General features: G+C 43.0%; 16 protein-coding genes, 1 tRNA gene, 3 pseudogenes and 1 riboswitch. Of the genes and pseudogenes, 17 read left to right on the top strand and 3 right to left on the bottom strand.

Annotated features, from left to right (window positions below; genetic code table 11):
* Positions 1 to 83: 83 nt before the first annotated feature.
* The 10 genes from PCC7418_RS09615 (at position 84) to PCC7418_RS09570 (ending at position 9390) form a co-directional block, all read left to right on the top strand.
* Positions 84 to 165, top strand: a tRNA-Leu gene (locus PCC7418_RS09615).
* Between the two features lie 186 nt (positions 166 to 351).
* Positions 352 to 936, top strand: coding sequence for a chorismate lyase (locus tag PCC7418_RS09610; protein WP_015225981.1), 585 nt, complete (start codon positions 352 to 354; stop codon positions 934 to 936).
* 218 nt (positions 937 to 1154) lie between these two features.
* On the top strand, positions 1155 to 3059 hold the full coding sequence (gene ftsH / locus PCC7418_RS09605; RefSeq protein ID WP_015225980.1) for an ATP-dependent zinc metalloprotease FtsH: 1905 nt from the start codon (positions 1155 to 1157) through the stop codon (positions 3057 to 3059).
* A gap of 115 nt (positions 3060 to 3174) precedes the next feature.
* A riboswitch (guanidine-I (ykkC/yxkD leader) is annotated at positions 3175 to 3284 on the top strand.
* 65 nt (positions 3285 to 3349) lie between these two features.
* Positions 3350 to 4510: an agmatinase gene (gene speB / locus PCC7418_RS09600; protein WP_015225979.1), complete on the top strand. Its 1161-nt coding sequence runs from the start codon at positions 3350 to 3352 to the stop codon at positions 4508 to 4510.
* 16 nt (positions 4511 to 4526) lie between these two features.
* Positions 4527 to 4895, top strand: a complete 369-nt coding sequence (gene hypA / locus PCC7418_RS09595) for a hydrogenase maturation nickel metallochaperone HypA (protein ID WP_015225978.1) — start codon at positions 4527 to 4529, stop codon at positions 4893 to 4895.
* Between the two features lie 20 nt (positions 4896 to 4915).
* The gene (gene hypB / locus PCC7418_RS09590) at positions 4916 to 5602 is read left to right on the top strand and encodes a hydrogenase nickel incorporation protein HypB (protein WP_015225977.1); all 687 of its coding nucleotides are present in this window, start codon (positions 4916 to 4918) and stop codon (positions 5600 to 5602) included.
* 12 nt (positions 5603 to 5614) lie between these two features.
* Entirely contained in the window at positions 5615 to 6652 is a 1038-nt protein-coding gene (locus PCC7418_RS09585) for an ABC transporter substrate-binding protein (RefSeq protein ID WP_015225976.1), read from the top strand.
* 9 nt (positions 6653 to 6661) lie between these two features.
* A complete protein-coding gene (locus tag PCC7418_RS09580; RefSeq protein WP_015225975.1) occupies positions 6662 to 7489 on the top strand; it encodes an ABC transporter permease in 828 nt (275 codons plus the stop codon).
* A 21-nt stretch (positions 7490 to 7510) separates the two neighbouring features.
* A complete protein-coding gene (locus PCC7418_RS09575) occupies positions 7511 to 8302 on the top strand; it encodes an ABC transporter ATP-binding protein (protein ID WP_015225974.1) in 792 nt (263 codons plus the stop codon).
* Positions 8299 to 9390, top strand: a complete 1092-nt coding sequence (locus tag PCC7418_RS09570) for an aromatic ring-hydroxylating dioxygenase subunit alpha (RefSeq protein ID WP_015225973.1) — start codon at positions 8299 to 8301, stop codon at positions 9388 to 9390. The genes PCC7418_RS09575 and PCC7418_RS09570 overlap by 4 nt, the downstream gene beginning before the upstream one ends.
* An 8-nt stretch (positions 9391 to 9398) precedes the next feature.
* Here the strand turns inward: PCC7418_RS09570 and PCC7418_RS09565 are convergent, their stop codons facing one another.
* Entirely contained in the window at positions 9399 to 10259 is an 861-nt protein-coding gene (locus PCC7418_RS09565; RefSeq protein WP_015225972.1) for a M23 family metallopeptidase, read from the bottom strand.
* 202 nt (positions 10260 to 10461) lie between these two features.
* Here PCC7418_RS09565 and PCC7418_RS09560 point away from each other — a divergent pair, with 202 nt between their 5' ends.
* The gene (locus PCC7418_RS09560) at positions 10462 to 12258 is read left to right on the top strand and encodes a proline--tRNA ligase (protein WP_015225971.1); all 1797 of its coding nucleotides are present in this window, start codon (positions 10462 to 10464) and stop codon (positions 12256 to 12258) included.
* 50 nt (positions 12259 to 12308) lie between these two features.
* Positions 12309 to 12713 carry a DNA sulfur modification protein DndE gene (gene dndE / locus PCC7418_RS09555; protein WP_015225970.1) on the top strand — a complete coding sequence of 135 codons (405 nt, stop codon included), beginning with the start codon at positions 12309 to 12311 and terminating at the stop codon, positions 12711 to 12713.
* Here dndE and rsmA read toward each other — a convergent pair.
* Positions 12669 to 13505 carry a 16S rRNA (adenine(1518)-N(6)/adenine(1519)-N(6))-dimethyltransferase RsmA gene (gene rsmA / locus PCC7418_RS09550; protein WP_216086733.1) on the bottom strand — a complete coding sequence of 279 codons (837 nt, stop codon included), beginning with the start codon at positions 13503 to 13505 and terminating at the stop codon, positions 12669 to 12671. The two genes, dndE and rsmA, sit on opposite strands and share 45 nt — an antisense overlap.
* A 105-nt stretch (positions 13506 to 13610) precedes the next feature.
* Positions 13611 to 15617, bottom strand: coding sequence for a TrkA family potassium uptake protein (locus PCC7418_RS09545; protein WP_041596225.1), 2007 nt, complete (start codon positions 15615 to 15617; stop codon positions 13611 to 13613).
* 114 nt (positions 15618 to 15731) lie between these two features.
* Between PCC7418_RS09545 and PCC7418_RS20755 the strand changes: the two are divergent.
* The 5 genes and pseudogenes from PCC7418_RS20755 to PCC7418_RS09530 all read left to right on the top strand — a co-directional run.
* Positions 15732 to 16167 (top strand): annotated as a pseudogene (locus PCC7418_RS20755) (GDP-mannose 4,6-dehydratase); the annotation flags it as partial.
* Positions 16168 to 16361: 194 nt separating this feature from the next.
* A pseudogene (locus PCC7418_RS21255) lies at positions 16362 to 17015 on the top strand (LAGLIDADG family homing endonuclease); the annotation flags it as partial.
* Positions 17016 to 17054: 39 nt separating this feature from the next.
* Positions 17055 to 17678 (top strand): annotated as a pseudogene (locus tag PCC7418_RS20750) (GDP-mannose 4,6-dehydratase); the annotation flags it as partial.
* Positions 17679 to 17743: 65 nt separating this feature from the next.
* Complete coding sequence (locus tag PCC7418_RS09535) at positions 17744 to 19120, top strand: UDP-glucose/GDP-mannose dehydrogenase family protein (RefSeq protein ID WP_015225966.1); 1377 nt, start codon at positions 17744 to 17746, stop codon at positions 19118 to 19120.
* An 86-nt stretch (positions 19121 to 19206) separates the two neighbouring features.
* A complete protein-coding gene (locus PCC7418_RS09530) occupies positions 19207 to 21927 on the top strand; it encodes a bifunctional acetate--CoA ligase family protein/GNAT family N-acetyltransferase (RefSeq protein ID WP_015225965.1) in 2721 nt (906 codons plus the stop codon).
* Positions 21928 to 21941 lie beyond the last annotated feature (14 nt).

Genomic DNA, 21941 nt, shown 5'->3' with positions numbered 1-21941 from the left:
GAAACTTTGCAGATTGATCCTTCCCAAAACCAGAATTGATGTGTTATAGTCATAAAGGTCTCAAAAAAAAGGCTGACATCCCTGCGGATGTGGTGGAATTGGTAGACACGCACGCTTGAGGGGCGTGTGGCTCACGCCTTGCGAGTTCGAGTCTCGCCATCCGCATTATTGCTGCTCATTGCACTTGCAGTGAGCAGCTTTTTTATAATTAATAATTAGTAATTTCGCTGCATGTGGCTCAGCGTTATAGCAGTGACCCAAGAACAAATGACCAATGACCAATGACCAATGACCAAGACCCGTTATGATAGGAAAAGAGATTAAGTTTTGTAAAAGAGATCAATTGGCATTTTGAACTGGCAACCGACTCCCACTCTAGAAACGAACTGGTACGCCCTCGATCCGCTTTGGCAAGGGGGGGAAGACGTGGTTAAAACGGGACTTCCTCATGAACAACTTGCCCCTGCTTGGCAGATTTTACTCCTCGGAGATGGGTCTCCCACTCGTCATTTACGATTACTGACAAGAGAACCGATTGAAGTGGATGTCATTGATATGTCACCCATTGGTAATCAGCGCGATCGCGCACCAGTTGGCATAGAAGCGGTTCCTGAACCACGCCTCCGTCGTCAAGTTTGGTTACGCACTGCATCCGGTCAACGTCTCGCCTATGCCGTTTCTTGGTGGAAAGCGCAAGAAGTGGATGAATATTTACAAAACCGTGCTTTACCGATTTGGGATAATCTCTCTCGACTCCACACCGAACTGTATCGCGATATTCAAGGCATTTATTACGGGCATTCTCCAGAACTAGAAAACGCCTTTCAACAAACGGGTCCATTTTGGGGACGACATTATCTGTTTTGGCATAACGGACAACCGTTAACCTTAATCTACGAAGTCTTTTCCCCTTATCTAAAGAAATATCTCGATTAGAAAAAACAAATTCTTTTGATTTTGAGATCAAAAAGTCGTGTTTTCTCAGTCGGTTGAGTGCTGTTTTCCCTACTCACTTCCTACTCCGATGTCTTCCCTCATTTGCTTACAATCAAGTTAGAAGGGAAAACCCAACAGGAGTAATCATTTTCTCATCAGTTTCAGGCACAATCGTTGATTACTCCTCACTGGGATAATTGATAGTGGGAGGTTGAGCGATGCCAATCGAAACTGAAACGCAGCGATCGCGCAAAGAGCCAAAACCGAGCCAGTTTGGCGATAGCTTCTTAATTTTTCTGACGCTATTATTCTTAATTAATTTTCTCTTCGCAACGGTTTTGAAGTCACAACCGCCAGAAGTTGCCTATAGCCAATTTATTCAAGATGTTCAGGCGGGAAAAGTCGAACGAGCCACCATCAGTCCCGACCGCATTGAATATGTTCTGAAATCGGACTCAGAGAAGGAAGCGCCCATTTTCACCACAACCCCCGTGGCGATGGATCTAGAACTACCTCAGATTTTACGAGAACATGAGGTTGAGTTTTCTGCGCCTCCTCCCAGTAACTGGGAAGGGTTGGGGAATATTTTATCTTGGGTCTTACCTCCTCTGCTGTTCTTGGGGATTTGGGCGTGGCTTTTTAGCCGTGGGCAAGGGGAAGGTCCAGCTGCGCTCACCATTGGTAAAAGCAAAGTTCGCGTTTATTCAGAAGGGCATACCGGGGTTACTTTTAATGATGTGGCGGGTGTGGATGAAGCCAAAGCCGAACTGGAAGAAATTGTTGATTTCCTCCAACGGGCGGAACGCTATATTCGTTTGGGCGCAAAAATTCCCAAAGGGGTTTTACTGGTGGGCCCGCCTGGAACGGGAAAAACCCTCCTCGCCAGAGCAGTAGCTGGAGAAGCAGGAGTTCCTTTCTTTAGCATTTCTGGATCAGAATTTAATGAGTTATTTGTGGGGGTTGGTGCTTCTCGGGTGCGGGATCTCTTTGAACAAGCCAAACATCAAGCACCTTGTATTGTCTTTATTGATGAATTGGATGCTCTCGGTAAGTCACGAGCAGCAGTGGGTCCCTATAGTGGGGTTAATGATGAACGAGAACAAACCCTGAATCAATTGCTCTCAGAAATGGATGGTTTTGAGGCAAATACAGGGGTGATTATCTTAGCTGCAACCAACCGCCCAGAAGTGTTAGATCCAGCCTTGCAGCGTCCTGGTCGCTTTGATCGGCAAGTGGTGGTAGATCGTCCTGATAAACAAGGTCGAGAAGCAATTCTCAAAGTCCATATTCAAGGAGTCAAACTGGCGGATGATGTGGATTTAGAAAAGATTGCTGCCCGGGCTGTGGGGTTTGCCGGTGCCGATTTAGCGAACTTAGTCAATGAAGCTGCTTTATTAGCAGCCCGAAATCAACGGGAAGCGGTAACCTTTGCTGATTTTAACAGCGCGATCGAGCGAGTTGTTGCTGGTTTAGAAAGAAAGTCAAGAGTCCTTGGTGAAAAAGAGAAACAGATTGTCGCTTATCATGAAGTCGGTCACGCGATCGTTGGCAGTCTAATGCCTGGAGCCAACCCAGTGGAAAAAATTTCCATCGTCCCACGCGGGACAGGAGCATTAGGATATACCTTGCAGCTTCCGGAAGAAGATCGGTTCTTGCTCAGTGAAAGTGAAATTCGCGGGCAACTCACCACTTTACTCGGTGGACGCTCTGCGGAACAGCTTGTATTTGGCGAAATCTCAACGGGAGCAGCCGATGATATTCAAAAAGCCACGGATCTAGCAGAGCGAGCGATTACCCTTTACGGAATGAGCGATGAACTCGGACCGGTTGCTTATGAAAAAATCAAAGGACAATTCCTAGAGGATTATATGAACCCTCGTCGCCAAGTGAGTCCTAAAATCGCAGAAATGATTGACAACCAACTGCAAGGGCTGATTAATGGCGCACTTCATGTCGCAAAAGGCATTCTAGAGTACAATCGGGAGTTACTCGAAGAAACGGCTCAGGTTCTCTTGCAAAAAGAAACCCTAGAAGGGGAAGAACTGCACGCCTTTTTAGACAGAACTCACTTACCCGAAGCCTTCCAAAACTGGCTGAAAACTCGGCAATCTAGCGAGCATTAGGCTTTATTTGGTCAAGGCGGATTAGCTGCGGTTTTATACTTTGGTAGCGGATGTTACTGTATCTTCTCAATTTCTCCTTCACAATAAAACTTAGACATTAAATTAATTTAATACCATCAAATGCTTCTAGGGTTCCGATCGCGCTGCTAGCGTGGTGTCTGGTCCAAGAGAAGCGGGCTCTCTCAAATTGAAAGAGCAACACGGCGGGACAAAAGCCCGGGAGGTCTCAATAACAGTGATCACTGTTGAGAGGTCTCCTTTTTTTGTATTTTAGGAGGAATTCGCCATAAATGAGTGAGCAAAATCAACCCAGTGAAGCTAACCGCGCCTTAGAAAAAGAAAGTCAACTCCCCTTAACAGGGTGGCAACAAGAAGTCTCCCAAGGGTTAGACTACGGTTTAGAAGCAGCCGATAGTATTCGCGATCGCAGCATTTCCACTTTTTCTCGCGGTGAACTGCCACACTACGCAGGAATTAACACTTTTTTGAAAGCCCCTTACGTGGAAGATGTCAAACAAGTTGGGAACTATGATGTCGCCATTGTCGGCGTTCCCCATGATTCTGGCACTACCTACCGCCCTGGAACGCGCTTCGGACCCCAAGGCATCCGTAAAATTTCCGCCCTTTATACCCCCTATAACTTTGAACTGGGCGTTGATTTAAGAGAACAAATTACCCTTTGTGATGTCGGGGATATCTTTACGATTCCAGGCAATAATGAAAAGTCGTTTGACCAAATTTCTAAAGGCATTGCCCATATTTTTAAATCGGGGGCGCTGCCGATTATTTTAGGGGGCGATCACTCCATTGGTTTTCCAACAGTGCGCGGGGTTTGTCGTCATTTAGGAGATAAAAAAGTCGGAATTATTCACTTTGATCGTCATGTGGATACCCAAGAAAGTGACCTTGATGAACGGATGCACACTTGCCCTTGGTTTCATGCGACAAATATTAAAAATGCCCCAGCAAAAAATCTGGTTCAACTGGGAATTGGGGGTTGGCAAGTGCCTCGCCAAGGGGTCAAAGTTTGTCGAGAACGAGAAACCAATATTCTCACCGTTACCGATATTACAGAAATGGGCTTAGATGCTGCGGTAGATTTTGCCTTGGAACGGGCTTTAGATGGTACGGATTGTGTTTATATTAGCTTTGATATTGATTGTATTGATGCTGGCTTTGTTCCCGGTACGGGTTGGCCCGAACCGGGTGGTTTATTACCCCGAGAAGCCCTTTATTTATTAGGAAAAATTGTGCAGCAAGCTCCAGTTTGTGGATTAGAAGTGGTGGAAGTTTCTCCTCCTTATGATGTCAGTGATATGACCGCTTTAATGGCAACGCGAGTGATTTGTGATGCCATGGCTCATTTAGTGCTTTCCGGACAACTTCCTCGTGAACAAAAGCCTACTTATATTCATGAAGAAGCGCAAGAAACCGCCGATTATTGGCAGTAAATAAGGAGACTGGCAAATGCACGAAACAGACATGACAAAAGCCTTAATTCAAACGGTAAAAGAGTGGTGGCATCAACAACCCAGTCCTCCTCAGATCCAGAAGATTCATCTATTAGTTGGAGAGTTTACTTGTGTAGAACCAGTTAGTCTCCAGTTTGCCTTTGAAGTGCAAACCCAGAACTCTTTTTTAGAAGGGGTAGAACTGGTTATTCAAAATAGTCCGCTCATTGCATTTTGTCATCCTTGTCAACAAGAATATTTCCCAAAATATGGTGAACACTATGCTTGTCCCACTTGTCATTCTCCCATGGAAGATATTCGGTCTGGACGAGAATTAAAAATTGATCACATTGAATACACGACCCAAGAATCACTTGCTGTTTAGAAACTTTTTGACCTAAAAAAATGCACCAAACCTTCGATGCAGCCTTAGGCGTTAATCTCCTTCACGCGAACCAAACCGAAGCCGATCATAACCGAGACCATTTTGATGCTTGGGGAATTATTTGCTTAAATTTAATGAGTAGTCCCGGGGCAGGAAAAACGGTTCTCTTAGAAAAAACGCTCTCTCAATTATCGCCTGCATTGAAACTGGCGGTTATTGAAGGAGATATGACCACAGAATTAGATGCCGAACGACTCCGCCAATATGATGTTCCGATTATTGCTATTAATACCGGACGGTCTTGTCATCTGGATGCCAAAATGGTCGCCGGTGGGTTACATCAGCTTCAACATAATTATAATCCCCAAGACTTTGATTTAATCTTTGTTGAAAATGTTGGCAACTTAGTTTGTCCTGCTGAATTTGAAGTAGGAGAACACGCAAAAGTTGCGCTTCTTAGTGTTACCGAAGGGGAAGATAAACCCCTCAAATATCCGGTTATGTTTCAAGAAGCGGATTGTCTGTTAGTGACCAAAATGGACTTAGCCCCCCATTTAGAAATTGACATTAAACGCATTGAAAATAATGTCCGCCAAATGAACCCGAATGTCACAATTATTCCTGTTTCGGCAAAAACAGGAGAAGGATTAGATCGTTGGTTCAATTGGGTGCAGCAGCAAGTAACTGTTCCCGTTGTTGTTCATTAAGAAAAAAGGATTATGAAGTTACCCAAATTCTTAACACAGTTGAGTTTATTTTGTCTCAGTTTATTATTAGCTGTCAGTTGTAATACGAGTAATAATTCCCCCACTACAGATAATTCTAATGGGAATCAAGCGAGCAGTGAACCCGTTGTTTTAGGGTATAGTAATTGGGCAGGTTGGTGGCCCTGGGCGATCGCGCAAGAAGAAGGTCTATTTGAGAAAAATGGGGCAAATGTCAAACTGCAATGGTTTGATGGGTATCTAGCTTCCATGGAAGCCCTCGCAGCTGGACAACTCGATGCCAACTGTCAAACTTTGAATGATACGGTTTCTTTTGTAGAAGATGCGGTTAATGGGGAAGTTGTCGTTTTAGTCAATGATAACTCCGCCGGAAATGACAAAATTATTGCTGCTGAAGAAATCCAATCGATTCCAGAATTAGAAGGAAAAGATGTTGCCGTGGAAGCAGGAGTTGTTGATGATTTTCTCTTGTCTTTAGCGTTAGAAGAAGAAGGAATGTCCCGCAGTGATGTCAATATTGTTGACTTAGAAACTGGGGCTGCTGCTGCTGCGTTTGCAGCTGGACAAGTGGATGCAGTGGGTGCATTTCCTCCCTTTTGGTTAACTGCGCTAAAACGAGAAGGGAGTCATGAATTAATTACTTCCGCTGCGTTTCCTGGGGCAATTCCAGATTTATTAGTGACCAGCCAAAAACTAATTGATGAGCGTCCTGACCAAGTTCAAGCATTAGTAAATACTTGGTTTGATGTCTTAGCATTTATGGAAAATAATCCCGCGCGATCTGACGAAATTATGGCGCAACGTGCCGATGTCACCACAGAAGAATTGCAGCTATTTAAAGAAGGAACAAAAATGTTTACTTTGGAAGATAATCTGGAAGCATTTAGTGAGGGCGATACGATGAAATATATGCCTTATGCTGCCCAAGAAATGGCTGATTTTATGGTTAGCGTTGATTTTATTCCCGAAAAACCTGATTTAAGCAATTTACTGAATGACAGTTTTGTTAAAACCTATGCGGAAAACCAGTAAAGATTAATTATGTCAAAAGCCCTCAAAAATAACGGTCAAACGCAAGGATTGCCTCCAACAATATTCTGGCGCATTGCTGAAGATATCCCGCAGCCTTTACAGTGGGCTTTAATGGTAATTTCTGTGGTGATTCCATTTTCATTGTGGTGGTTATTAGCTAGTTTTGGAGGAGTCGAGGATGTGTTTCTGCCAAGTCCGTTACAAGTGGGAGAAGCCTTTGGTCGGTTGTGGGAAAAAGGATATTTAATTCAAGATACCATTGCCAGTTTTTTACGAGTGGTGGGGGGATTTTTCTTAGCTGGTTTAATTGCGATCCCGATTGGTATTGGCATGGGGGCTTTTGCCAGTATTCGGTCTTTATTTGAACCGATTATTGGCATTTTACGGTATATGCCCGCCCCCGCTTTTATTCCCTTACTTATTCTTTATTTAGGCATTGGGGAAGAACCGAAAATTTTACTGATTTTTATTGGCACCATTTTCTTTAATGTGCTGATGATTATGGATGCGGTGAAGTTTGTTCCGAAAGAGTTAATTGAAACGACTTACACTTTAGGTGGGTTACGGTGGCAAGTTTTATTTCAGGTCATTACCCCTTATGTGATTCCCAATATTATTGATGCCTTTCGGATTAATATTGCTACCTCTTGGAATTTAGTGATTGTTGCGGAATTAGTGGCTGCTGAACAAGGGTTAGGAAAACGAATTTTACTGGCGCAGAAGTTTCTAAAAACTGATGAAATTTTTGCTTGTTTGATTGTTTTAGGATTAATTGGATTCCTGATTGATCTCTCCTTTCGTGCTTCATTAAGACTGTTTTGTAAATGGGCATTTTAAGGATTACATAAAATTAAAATTATGCACTTAGAAGTTAAAAATCTCTATAAAGAATTTCCCACCAAACAAGGTAAGTTTCTCGCCCTGAAAGATATTAATTTACATATTGAAAGCGGAGAATTAGTTTGTGCTGTGGGTGCTTCTGGTTCAGGGAAATCAACCTTATTACGCTTAATTGCAGGGTTAGATTATCCCACCTCTGGAGAAATTACTGTTGATAATATTCCTATTATTGGACCAGGGCGCGATCGCGGGATGGTTTTTCAACGCTACACCCTTTATCCTTGGCTGAATGTCGCTAAAAATGTCGAATTTGGTTTAAAGTTACAAGGAGTTCCTCGCGCCGAACGCAGAGATCGCATTTCTTATTATCTCAATGTTGTGGGTTTAACTCAGTTTAAAGATGCGCTACCAAAAGCCCTTTCTGGTGGGATGAAACAACGAGTTGCCATTGCTAGAGCCTTAGCTTGTGAACCGAAAATTTTACTGATGGATGAACCTTTTGGGGCGTTAGATGTGCAAACTAAAGAAACCATGCAACAGTTTTTATTAGATATTTGGCAACGCACCAGTACAACGATTTTAATGATTACTCATGATGTGGAAGAAGCGGTTTTTTTAGCCCAACGAATTTATGTGTTAAGTGCGCGTCCTGGTACTGTCCAAGAAGAAGTTAAAATTAATCTACCCGAGCATCAAATAGAAAGAGGCTCTTATCATGTCAAAGCCCTTTCGGAATTTCAACAGTATCGGGAAAAAATCACCCAACTTCTTAAACAGAATAGTGTTGAGCAAGAAATTTTAGCAAAATGACCCCCGATTTAGGAGCAGCACCCAACCATTTACAGCACTTTTTTTCCGCCGATTTCTATACGAATCCTAAGTTAGTTTCTCAAGAAAAAGAAAAGATTTTTCGTCAAACTTGGGTTTATGTTGGCGATATTGACCAGTTATTCAATGATAATAATGTTTTCGTTACTGAAATTGCTGATACCAGTATTTTACTGATCAAAACTGAAGAATATTCCATCCGAGCTTATTATAATTTGTGTCCTCATCGTGCTTCCCTACTATGTTCAGAATCAGGACAACAGTCGCTGAAACAATTAGTCTGTCCTTATCATGCTTGGGTGTATAGTTTAGAGGGAAAGCTCATGGGAACGCCATCCCAAGAACGATTTCCAGAAACTTTTAAACTCGAAGATTATCCTTTAAAGTCGGTTCGTTGTGAAATATGGGAAGGTTTTTTATTTGTTTCTTTTAATCCTAATGTCCCTGATCTAAAAACATTTCTGGGCAGCATTCCACAGACGATTCAAGGCTATCGACTCCCAGAAACCAAACAATTGGTTCAACAAACCGATGAAGTTGCTTGTAACTGGAAGGTTTATCATGACAATACGTTATGTGATTATCATGTTCCCATTGTCCATCGCAATACTTTAAATAAAGTACAAGGGGCAGTCCGTTATTATGAACATTATTTTGATACTTATGTCAATTTACTCTACACCCCAACCACAGCACAATGGCGGAAAGATCATCCGATTTTAGACACCATTCCCTCGGAAAAAGCCCGTAATGGTTTCTTTACCTATGGTATTTTTCCAAACTTACATTTCTTAGCTTTACCCAATGGTGTTTTGGCTTGGATTCGCATTGATCCGTTAACGGTTCATTCCTGTCAAGTTCATTTAGAAATTTATGGGATTCCTAATTTTAGTCCTCCTGCTGAAGAGTTATCTCAAGAGTTTGCAGCGTTTATGAAAGAGGACATGGCAGTAACAGAAATGGTGCAAAAAGGGTACGAAAGTGGCGGATATGAGGCTGGAATTGCCAACCAGTTAGAACATCGAATTTTGCATCAACAAGCCTTAATTCGAGAGTTTTTAAAGAGCTAGAAGATTAATTATTTGGAAATGGCGCTGAGATGAATTTCTGGATCTTGGGCAACCCAGCCTTGGGCGGTTTTATAACGGACTTCAAAATGCAGATGGGGACCGGCAGCATGAGGTTTTCCAGTTGTGCCCACTGTACCAATGGTTTGTCCCGCGGTTACGGTTTGGTTATTTTGCAGCGCGATCGTTTTTAAGTGACCATAGCGGGTTTGTTTCCCTCCAGGATGGCTAATAATAATAAAATTGCCATAGATGGGATGTTGTCCAGCAAAGGTGACAGTTCCTGCTTCTGCTGCTAATACAGACGTTCCTACAGGTGCGCTGAGGTCAATTCCACTGTGTAAACTGCGTTGTTGGATTTCAGGGTTCTGATACCAGCCATAATCTAGCAGGATCTCTCCCAACTGTGAGAGGGGATAATGAGTAAGCCCAGTATAGGTGTAAACCGCTTTCGGGTCTTCACTTTGCCAAGCAACACCCGGTAAAAAAACAACTTTTGGTTGTGCAGCACAGCCATTGAGTTCAAATAACACATCTGCACGCACCCCATAAGCGGTTTCTAAATCTTCCCAAGTTGTCCCTGCTGGGACTTCAATGCGCACCCCATTAAAGGGGGGAATCAAAATTTCTGTCCCGACTGGAAGTGTATCTTGTTGCAAACTGGGATTGAGACGAATTAACGTTTCTGGTAATAAGTTATATTGTTGAGCAATACTTTCCACCGTTTCACCCGCCTGAATTTGGTGACGATCGAGCCGAGAAAGAATCGGGGCGGGACAACTGTTTTCATTACTTATAAATTGAGCCGAAACCGAGGTCGGAAAAAAGAGTCCTGCAAGCAAAAAAACTGCTGAGGTAAAACGTTTGTTCATAGAAAGCAGCATTCGGTGAAAAGCTCTTAAATTTTAACGAAATTACTAAAAGAAACCAATGATGGCGGTGTCAATTTACCTTGCTAACATCATGCTATGACGTTGTGATGCTATTGTGGAGGGATTAGGAATTTTCAGAGGATAAACGCGATACAGTAACCTAAGCGTAAACTCAATTAACTGATTTAAGGAAAAACAAACCATGCGGATGTCTCAGATGCTCTTAGTGACACTAAGGGAAACCCCAGCCGAAGCAGAAATTCCGAGCCATCAACTCTTGCTACGAGCGGGTTACATTCGTCGCATTGGCAGTGGACTCTATGCTTATCTTCCCCTGATGTGGCGTGTTCTCAATAAAGTTTCCCAAATTGTTCGTGAGGAAATGAACGCCGCCGGCGCACAAGAATGTTTACTGCCACAATTGCAACCTTCAGAATTATGGCAGGAATCAGGGCGTTGGGAAACCTACACCAAGGCAGAAGGGATTATGTTTGCCCTCATCGACCGCCAAGAGCGACAATTAGGACTGGGCCCCACACACGAAGAAGTAATCACCGCGATCGCGCGGGATAGTATTCGCTCTTATCGTCAACTCCCCCAAAATTTATATCAAATTCAAACCAAATTCCGAGATGAGATTCGCCCCCGTTTCGGACTGATGCGCGGTCGTGAGTTCATTATGAAAGATGCCTATTCCTTTAATGCTGATCCTGAAAGTTTAAAGGAAACCTACAATTTAATGGGTCAAGCCTATGCCAATATTCTCCGACGGTGTGGCTTAAATTTTACCGCCGTCGAAGCTGATTCGGGCGCGATCGGGGGATCGGCATCGCAAGAGTTTATGGTGCTTGCTGATGCGGGGGAAGATGAAGTCCTTTATACCGAAGATGGGAAATATGCAGCCAACTTAGAAAAAGCAGTTTCGATTCCCCCAGAGGCGGAACCGTCTCCTTTCACGACTTATGAAAAACGAGATACCCCCAATACCGCCACCATTGCGACGCTTTGCGAGTTTTTAGGCTGTTCTCCGACAACCGTTGTTAAAAATGTTCTCTACGAAGCGGTTTATGACAACGAGAAACAAGTTTTAGTCTTGGTTAGTATTCGTGGGGATCAAGATGTTAATGATGTCAAACTGAATAATTTCCTGGCTAGTTTAGCCCCTACTTACGGCGCACAAGCGTTAATTGGCTTAAATGTCCCTGATGTGGAAGCCCAGAAAAAATGGGCAACAAAAGCCTTACCCTTGGGGTATATTGCGCCTGATTTGAGTGATGATTATATTCAAGGCAGTCAGACCGTCGAACCGAAGTTTTTACGCTTAATTGATGAAACCGCAGTGAATCTGGAAAACTTTGTTACTGGGTCGAATGAAACGGGATATCACGTTGTGGGGGCAAATTGGGGAGAACAGTTTACTCGCCCAGAAACAGTGGTGGATGTGCGGGAAGCGCAAGTGCGCGATCGCGCTGTTCATGATCCCAATCAGCAACTCAAAACCGCCCGTGGCATTGAAGTGGGACATATTTTCCAACTGGGAACGAAATATTCCGAAGCGATGGGGGCAACTTATACCAACGAACAAGGAGCAGAAAAACCCTTGTATATGGGCTGTTATGGCATTGGCGTCTCTCGTTTAGCACAAGCTGCGGTGGAGCAATCCTATGATAAAAACGGCATTATTTGGCCCAGCGCGATCGCGCCCTACCAAGTGGTAATCACTGTTCCCAATATTACTGATAGCCAACAATCGGAAACTGCCGAAACCCTCTACCAACAGTTATCCGAAGCGGGTTTTGAAGTCTTACTCGATGATCGCGATGAACGAGCCGGGGTTAAATTTAAAGATGCCGATCTCATTGGTATTCCCTACCGCATCGTGACTGGACGCTCTCTCAAACAAGGAAAAGTAGAAGTGGTCAAACGCGCCGACCAATCTTCCGAAGACATCCCCATTGCTGATGTGGTTAGAACCATTAGTTCTTGGTTAAATCAGTAACCAGTGACCAGTTAGCAAAGAACGAAGAACGAAGAACAAATAACCAAAATATGGAACCCCCCCTCGAACGTATCCGCCTATCTAAAACCGGACGGGAACAACTGATTAAACTCAAACGTTATACCAAAATCGAGCAATGGAATATTCTTTGCCGATGGGCGTTTTGTCGGTCTCTCGCTGAACCCACGAAGCCGTCACCAGTTCCCATTCCATCGGATAGCAACCTAGAACTAACTTGGCGGGTGTTTGGGGGGGAAATGTCCAATGTGTTTATTCTTGCGCTGAAACAACGCTGTTATCAAGATGGTCTGGGAACAGATGCAGAAACCCTTGCTGAGCAGTTTCGCTTACATTTACATCGGGGAATTAGTTATTTAGCAGGTGATCCCAATTTAAGAAGTATTGGAGATTTATGTACTACTGTGTTTGTAACGGATTCGACTGGGGATTCGTAATTCGACACAATTTGCGAGTCGAACCCAATCAAAAACGCTAATTGCTTCCGCCCTCACCATGGAACTAATTTCTAGTTTTTTTAAAATTGTTTCTAACTCCTCTGGAGAAATCACACTCTTTAAATTATTTCGTAACATTTTACGACGGTTTGCAAAGCCCAGTTTAACCAGTTTTTCTAATAGCTTTGGAGAAGTTGCAGACTGTGGAAAAACACGGGGGGTGAGAGAAATAATCGCTGAATCAACTTTTGGCGGTGGAGAAAAGGCTTTAGCGGGAACAAGTGAAATTAATTCACATTCAGCAAGATATTGAGTCCTGACTGATAATGCACCAAAGGTTTTTGAGCCTGATTCAGCACAAATTCGTTCTGCAATTTCTTTCTGTACTAATAAAATAATTCTATCATATTTTCTATTGGGTTCAGCAATTGATCCGAGTAATTTTTCAAGAATTGGTCCTGTAATATTATAAGGAATATTGGCAACGACTTTATTCGGTTTTTCTCTCAGAATTGACTCTAGCTCAAGTTTAAGAAAGTCTCCTTGAATCAGAATTAAATTGTCTTTTTGTCTAAATTTTTCTTGGAGATGTTTCATCAAGGCTTGATCAAGCTCGATCGCGCTCACTTTTTTGACAGTTTTTAATAATTCCTTGGTTAAAATTCCCGTTCCTGGTCCAATTTCTAAAACCACATCTTCAGGGCTTAACTGGGCTGCTGTAATAATTTCTTGTAAAGCCTTTTCACTTTTTAACCAATGTTGAGCAAATCGTTTTTGAGGTCGCATTGATATCTCATTATATTTTTTGTAAAGAACTACAAACTTGGGTTAGGACATTACTGATCGCTAAACCCCTTTCATAATAAACTATTGCCTCTTCCCTAGCGCTATAAAGAACTACTGTTTAGCTAAATTAGCTTCCACTCGTACTTTTTTTAATTCTCGAATTAGTCGATGGGCTTGGTGATAATAGAGTTTCATTGGGATTAATTGCGGTAAATCATTCATCATTTCTCGACCTTCGTGTAAAGAACAGCCTGTAATTCGGACTAAAATATTTCCTCCCTCAAATAAGGCTTCTGCACTCTGGGCTTTTTGAACTTCCACTTGCCAAATTTTGCCAGATTTCAGTTGACCGGATTCGACTCTTTTTAATCCCTTCATCGTAGTTAGCACTACCACGCGATCGCGCACCCCTAAACAAATATCATCCGATGGCATCAACTTAACCGATTGTCCTTCTTTTTGATGCAAAATTGGCACAACATTATAGCCATAAGCAATATCTGCTAATAATAAACCATCTAACGTATCTCCCGCTTCTATTTTATATTCAGTGACTAATACATTTTGTTCATTTAAGCGGAATAAATCAATAATATTTTCTCCAAATGCAGACCCTACAAATGCTTCTGCTGCCACCGCATAAGCGCATAATACACCTGCATTAGGTAATAACTGTAATAAACTTTCACTTAATCGCTGTTCAAATGTCCGAATGATTAACTGGCAATCAGGATTAATCCGATGAATCGTCAAACTAATTTCTAAATTCAACATTTCATCTTCTGTCCCAACAATAACACTTTTTGCTCCTTTAAGATTCGCTTTTTCTAAAGATTCTTTCAAACTTCCATATAAAATTGGAATTTCAGGTAAGATATTACGATCAAACTCAGGATCTAAAGGAACACCTAGTAAAGATTGCTTTAAATCGAGTAAAATCCTAGAAACTCGCTGTCCCACCCGACGAATTCCGATAATGATAATATGATCCTGTTCAGGAACGGGAGGGCGACGTTGAGATAAGTCAAACTTAGAGGATAAAAGTGATTCGGTAACTAACGCATATAAAACCCCAACTAAAACCGTTCCTGCTATCGTTAAGCTCAGACTAAAAAGTTGCAGCCACCACTGAATTTTATCACTCGCCTCGACTTCACCAAATAAATCAGCATACCCGCCTAATAACAAAACAACGGTGGCATAAAAAGAAGATAAAATGGTTGCATCAGGAAAAAATGATGATAAAACTAATGTTCCAACAGCAATTAAACTAATTACAACCGTTCCACAAATAAAAGCAACCCCTCGCACGGGTAAATTCAGTATTTTGTTGTATAGCTTTTTCAACTTTCTCCGAACATAGGAAACGGTTAATTTTTTTTGAATATTTTTGTGAGTTTGGACTTGAGAATCGAACAAAAAAGAATCAGAATTTAAAAAATCTTGGAGTTCAACATAAGTGATAATATCTCCTGCTCTTACGATTTGTTCTGGATACCAATGGTAGAACAAACTAGAGGACTTTGAAGCAAAAAAAGGTTGATAAGATAAAACTTTTCGCCTTGGTGTATTTAGGCTTTGCAATGTTCTTTGATTACACCATCGATCGGTAGATTTAATCTGACGCTTAATCACATGAAACAGTTGTTTTTCATCATCATTTCCTCGATCAAGATAAAATAAGCCTTGGGTTTCTGTTCCCAATGCAGCTAAAGCAAAGGCATCTGCTGAAAGTTGAGTCGGTTCAAATGCGATAAAATTACCTAAGTGTTCTCCTAACATTTGATTCAAATTCTCTTGTCCGGAACGAATCACTAAGCGGGTATTAGGCGCAAGAGAACGGGCGGATACAGCGGTTTCAGCATTAATCCGTTCATTGCTAGTGACAATAATTAACGCCAGACATTGGCTAATTTTAGCAGCCTCTAGTGTTTCTGCATCTCGAGAATCCCCAAGGACTAAATCCGTTAATAAACTTGGTAAATGAGGAATGTCCCATTGTCGCGGTTCAATCTGCTCGATCGCGGTGACGCTAACCCCAAACTTACTTAAAGCGACAACACAGTGTTGACCGAGAGACCCCAGCCCACAGACAATAAAATGGTCAGCTTTTTTCATACATCTATACTTTTTCCACCCTTTCTCAGAGAAAAAGTTAACGACGACTCCCCTAGACATCCTAACCAGACAAGGGTAATTTAAGATTAAACTTATCGTAATTCGGTTGGCAAAATGAGAATTTTAGTAACTGGCGGTGCTGGGTTTATTGGTTCCCATCTCATTGATCGGTTAATGTCGGAAGGACACGAAGTGATTTGTCTGGATAACTTCTACACCGGACGCAAAGATAATATTAAACATTGGCTGAATAATCCTTATTTTGAAGCGATTCGTCACGATATTACTGAACCCATCCGTTTAGAAGTGGATCAAGTTTATCACCTGGCTTGTCCCGCTTCTCCGATTCATTACCAGTTTAATCCTGTGAAGACGGTTAAAACTAACGTCATGGGAACGTTACATATGTTAGGGTTAGCCAAACGAGTCAAGGCGCGGTTTTTGCTGGCTTCCACCTCAGAAGTGTATGGCGACCCAGAAGTGCATCCCCAACCCGAAGAATATCGCGGAAATGTGAGTTGTACTGGAATTCGTAGCTGCTATGATCGAGAAACAGAAATTTTAACAGCGACAGGTTGGACTCCCTTTCCAGAATTATCTCCTGATGTGCCTGTTGCCACTCTCAATCCTGACAATCAGGTAGAGTACCATGTTCCAGATGAATACATTGTACAGCCTTATGTGGGACATCTCTTGCGGTTTGCCAATGGGAAATATGATTTCTGTGTTACGCCCAATCATAAAATGTATGTTCGCAGTAAAACAGGAAAATTAAGATTTCTGCAAGCCGATGAATCTAGACATTGGAACGCTTGGAAAGTCTTAACGGGTGGAACTTTTAGTGGTGAAGAACAAGAATGGTTTACTCTAGAATCTCCCCCACGTAACGCGAAGATCAATGTTCCCCAAGTTGCAATGGATACTTGGTTAGAATTTCTCGGATATTATATTTCAGAAGGATGTGTTCATGTTCGCCGGCGGGAGAGAGTGGTTAATGGTCGCAATTATAATGTTGCTGATTACAATATCCTGATCGCCCAAGAAAATCCTGAAAAACGAGAAAGAATAGCTCAATGTTTGCAAAAAATGGGCTTTAAATTCTTCCAATCCGATCATCACCAATTCCGAATTTGTTCTCAACAGTTGGCAAATATTTTGTCACCCCTTGGCAAATCAGGAGATAAATATATTCCTCGGGAATATCTCCGCTTATCTCCTCGTCAGTCTCGTATTCTTCTTGATGCGTTATTGCTAGGAGATGGTTCACCACGGGGAGATGCTTACTGCTATTACACTAAATCGAAACAACTTGCAGATGATGTTCAAGAATTAGCGTTAAGGTGTGGTTTTGCTGCTAATATCTCTTCTCATGCTAAGTATAATCGCGATCTCTACTGTGTTAACATTCGTAATCCCATTGAAGCAGCACTCACGCCTCCTGAAAAAATTCCCTATTCTGGAAATGTTTATTGTGTGAATGTTACCAACCATGTGATTTTTGTTCGTCGGAACGGGAAAGTGGCTCTGTGTGGGAATTGCTACGATGAAGGAAAGCGTATTGCGGAAACCCTTGCGTTTGACTATCACCGTGATAATGGTGTTGATATTCGCGTCGCCCGCATTTTTAACACCTATGGACCTCGGATGTTAGAAAATGATGGTCGGGTGGTGAGTAATTTTGTCGCGCAATCTTTGCGGAATGAACCGATTACCGTTTATGGCGATGGATCGCAAACTCGGAGTTTCTGCTATGTTTCTGATCTCGTGGATGGGTTGATTCGCTTGATGAATGGCGATTATATTGGACCGGTGAATTTAGGAAACCCTGGAGAATATACGATTCTCGAATTGGCGCAGATGATTCAGAATATGATTAATCCTGAACTCGAAATTGCGTATAAACCCTTACCAGAAGATGATCCAAGAAAGCGCCAACCTGACATTACCAAAGCCAAAGAAATTTTAGGCTGGGAACCGCGTGTTCCGCTTCAAACTGGGTTAGAATTCTTGATTGAGGATTTTCGCGATCGGTATTCTTTCCATTCTGTTACTCAGAAATAACCGAACGACTGGCATCAAATTGGAAGAATTAGGGTAATCTAAAACTAAAATAAGGGTTTTTACTTATGCGTGTTTGTGTGATTGGAACGGGATATGTTGGCTTAGTGACAGGCGTTTGTTTATCTTATGCAGGTCATGATGTGATTTGTGTTGATAACAACGCGGAAAAAGTCAAATTAATGCAAGGCGGACAACCGCCAATTTATGAACCGCAACTGTCCGAACTAATGCAGGCTTCTACTGAAGCAGGTCGCTTAGAGTTCACTACAGATTTAGGAAAAGGGGTTCAACATGGTGAAATTCTCTTTATTGCTGTGGGAACACCAGCCCTCCCTAATGGTGAAAGTGATACGCGCTATGTGGAAGCAGTGGCGAAAGGAATTGGGTTTCATCTGGATGGGAATTACAAAGTCATTGTCAATAAATCCACAGTTCCCATTGGTTCGGGTGACTGGGTGCGGATGATTGTTCTTGATGGAGTCAGTGAACGTCTGCAAGAGTTGGGAAGCAATGGCGATCTGAAGTCGGCGCGAGAAGCAGAGTTTGATGTGGTGAGTAATCCCGAGTTTTTACGAGAAGGCTCTGCGGTTTATGATACGTTTAACCCAGATCGCATTGTTTTGGGGGGAAATAGTGATAAAGCCCTGAAACTGATGCAGGAGTTATATCAGCCGATTGTGAAACGAGATTTTGCTGAAGATCAATCTCTTTCGCCCGTGGATGTGGTCGTTACAGATCTCAGTTCTGCGGAGATGATTAAATATGCAGCAAATGCTTTCCTCGCTACCAAGATTAGTTTTGTCAATGAAGTGGCGAACATCTGCGATCGCGTTGGGGCGGATGTGACACAAGTTGCCAAAGGCATTGGTCTAGATTCTCGCATTGGACACAAGTTCTTACAAGCGGGAATTGGTTGGGGCGGATCTTGTTTTCCGAAAGATGTTTCCGCCTTAATCCACACGGCGGATGATTATAACTATGAAGCTGAACTCTTAAAATCTGCGGTTAGTGTTAACAAACGCCAACGTCTTTTAGTGGTGGAAAAACTGCAAAAAGAACTCAAAATCCTGAAGGGAAAAGTGATTGGTTTACTTGGACTCACTTTTAAGCCCAATACCGACGATATGCGGGACGCACCAGCCTTAAATATTATTGCCGAATTAACCCGTTTGGGGGCGAAAGTGAAGGCTTATGATCCGATTGTTTCTCAGTCTGGAATTCGCGATGGTTTATCAAATGTAATCGTTGAGACAGACGCAGAACGCCTTGCTGATCATTGCGATGCGTTAGTTTTAGTAACGGATTGGCAACAATTCTTATCCCTTGATTATGAAAAAATGGCAGGATTAATGAATACACCAGTGATCATTGATGGACGTAATTTCTTAGATCGAGAAGGCTTACAAGAGATTGGTTTTCATTACGTGGGAATGGGACGTTAAGCCTGAATATCTTAAGCGTTTTTTCCGTTTAGCACAGGGGCTTGCAGATTACAGTGGAGGTAACGTCAGATGAAACGTTGAAAGCTATGATTCAAGCCCAAAATCGAACCCATGATCCTGCCCATGATTTCTTGGGGATGCGTCAACCTTTAGATGCAATTTTTAACCCACAAACGGTTGCTGTCATTGGTGCTAGTGAAAAACAGGGAAGTGTGGGACGCACGCTACTCTGGAATTTAATTAGTAATCCTTTTGGCGGTACCGTTTATCCGGTGAATCCCAAACGAGATAGTGTTTTAGGAATTAAAGCCTATCCCAATTTAGAAAGTATTCCTGATGCGGTTGATCTTGCCCTGATTGCAACTCCCGCCCCCACTGTGTCTCGTGTTGTTAAAGATTGCACCCGCAAGGGCGTTAAAGGAGCAATTATTATCTCCGCTGGTTTTAAGGAAATTGGGGAAGAAGGCATTGCTTTAGAACAAGAAATTAAAGCAGAAGCCCAAGCCCATCACTTACGGATTATTGGACCGAATTGTTTGGGCGTGATGAACCCCCATCATGGTCTGAATGCCACCTTTGGCAGTGCCATGGCTCTCCCTGGTAATGTCGGCTTTATTAGCCAAAGTGGGGCGTTATGTACTTCAATTTTAGATTGGAGTTTTCGGGAAAATGTCGGCTTTAGTGCCTTTGTCTCCATTGGTTCAATGTTAGATGTCAATTGGGGAGACTTGATTGATTATCTGGGAGATGATCCTCATACTGACAGTATTGTCATTTATATGGAGTCCATTGGCGATGCGCGATCGTTTTTGTCCGCAGCGCGAGAAGTTGCCCTCACCAAACCGATCATTGTCATTAAATCTGGACGCACTTCTGCTGCTGCCAAGGCTGCTGCGTCTCATACTGGGGCTCTAGCTGGGAGTGATGATGTTTTAGATACTGCCTTCCGCCGTTGTGGGGTCTTACGAGTCGATACGATTGATGATTTGTTTAATCTGTCAGAAATTCTGGCGAAACAACCTCGTCCTCGCGGCGATCGTTTAACTATTTTAACCAATGCGGGGGGTCCAGGGGTTTTAGCCACGGATGCTTTGATTCGTAATGGTGGAAAGTTAGCCCAACTCGCCCCAGATACCATCGCGCGGTTGAATGAATGTTTGCCCACCCACTGGAGTCATGGCAATCCCATTGATATTTTAGGAGATGCCGATCCTGAACGCTATAAAAGCGCGATCGAAATTGTTGCTCAAGATCCCAACAGCGATGGCTTACTGGTGATTCTCACCCCGCAAGCGATGACCAACCCCACCAAAATTGCGGAAACGCTCTGTGAGTTTTCTAATCTCAAAGGCAAACCCCTTCTGGCCAGTTGGATGGGGGGAAACAGTGTCGAAGCGGGAGAAAAAATTCTTAACGAAGCCAATATCTTCACGCTTCCTTATCCTGACACCGCAGCGCAAGTGTTTAACCTGATGTGGCGTTATAGCTACAACTTAGAGGGAATTTATGAAACCCCCCTTCTCGGTGAAGGCACAGAACCCGATCGCGCACAAGTCCGACAGATCCTCAGTCACGTTAAAGCCACAGGACGCAGCCTGCTCACCGAATACGAATCAAAACAACTCCTGGCTGCATATCATATTCCCACGGTGGAAACCCGTCTTGCCACCAGCGCAGAAGAAGCCGTCGCCCAAGCCGAAGCGATGGGTTATCCTGTGGTGTTAAAACTCTCTTCTGAAACCATCACCCATAAAACAGATGTTGGGGGCGTTAAACTCAACCTCAAAGATGCAGACGCAGTGACATCGGCTTATAACAGCATTCAGGGGGCCGTCCCCGGTGAACATTTCCAAGGGGTAACCGTGCAACCGATGGTGAAACTCGATGGTTATGAACTGATTTTAGGTAGTAGCCTTGATCCCCAGTTCGGTTCGGTCTTACTCTTTGGCACAGGGGGATCATTGGTGGAAGTGTTTAAGGATCGCGCCCTTGGGCTGCCTCCTCTCAATACCACTCTTGCCCGACGGATGATGGAACAAACCCGCATTTATAGCGCCCTACAAGGGGTCAGAGGTCGCTCGAATATTGACTTAGAAGCCCTCGAACAGCTTTTAGTGCAATTTAGTCAACTGGTGGTGGAACAACCAGAGATTAAAGAAATTGATATTAATCCCCTCTTAGCCCGAACCGCAGAAGATGGAGGCAGTATTGCTCTTGATGCGCGAGTGGTTTTACATAGTGGTGAAACGACTGTTCGCCCTCAACTTGCTGTTCGTCCTTATCCCACGCAATATATCACGCAATGGGAACTGAACAACAAAATCCCAGTTACCATCCGCCCGATTCGTCCTGAAGATGAACCGTTAGTCCGTGCGTTTCACGGGACTTTATCCGAAGAAAGTGTTTATTTACGGTATGCTCATCTCATTAGCCAAGCCCATCGGGTAACTCATACCCGCCTCACTCGCATCTGTTTTATTGATTATGATCGGGAAATGGCGCTGGTTGCCGATCATGAAGATGAACAGGGCAATCATGAAATTCTTGGTGTGGGACGATTCAGTCAAATTAAAGGTACTCGCACCGTTGAATTTGGAATGCTGATTAGTGACTCCTATCAACGCCAAGGCTTAGGGACAGAATTTCTACGTCAATTAGTCAACATTGCCAAAGAAGAACAACTGGAACGGATGGTTGCCTACATTCTCCCTGAAAACCGTCCCATGCAAAAGATTTGCGAACGGATGGGATTTAACTTAGAAAAAGATGAAGAAGAAGGGATGATGCTTGCTGAACTCGATCTTTAAATCTTGTCATTGGA

It is taken from the genome of Halothece sp. PCC 7418 (assembly GCF_000317635.1).
Taxonomy (GTDB): domain Bacteria; phylum Cyanobacteriota; class Cyanobacteriia; order Cyanobacteriales; family Rubidibacteraceae; genus Halothece.
Note: the sequence above shows the minus strand (reverse complement) of the source record. Positions and strands in the feature narration are given on the sequence as shown.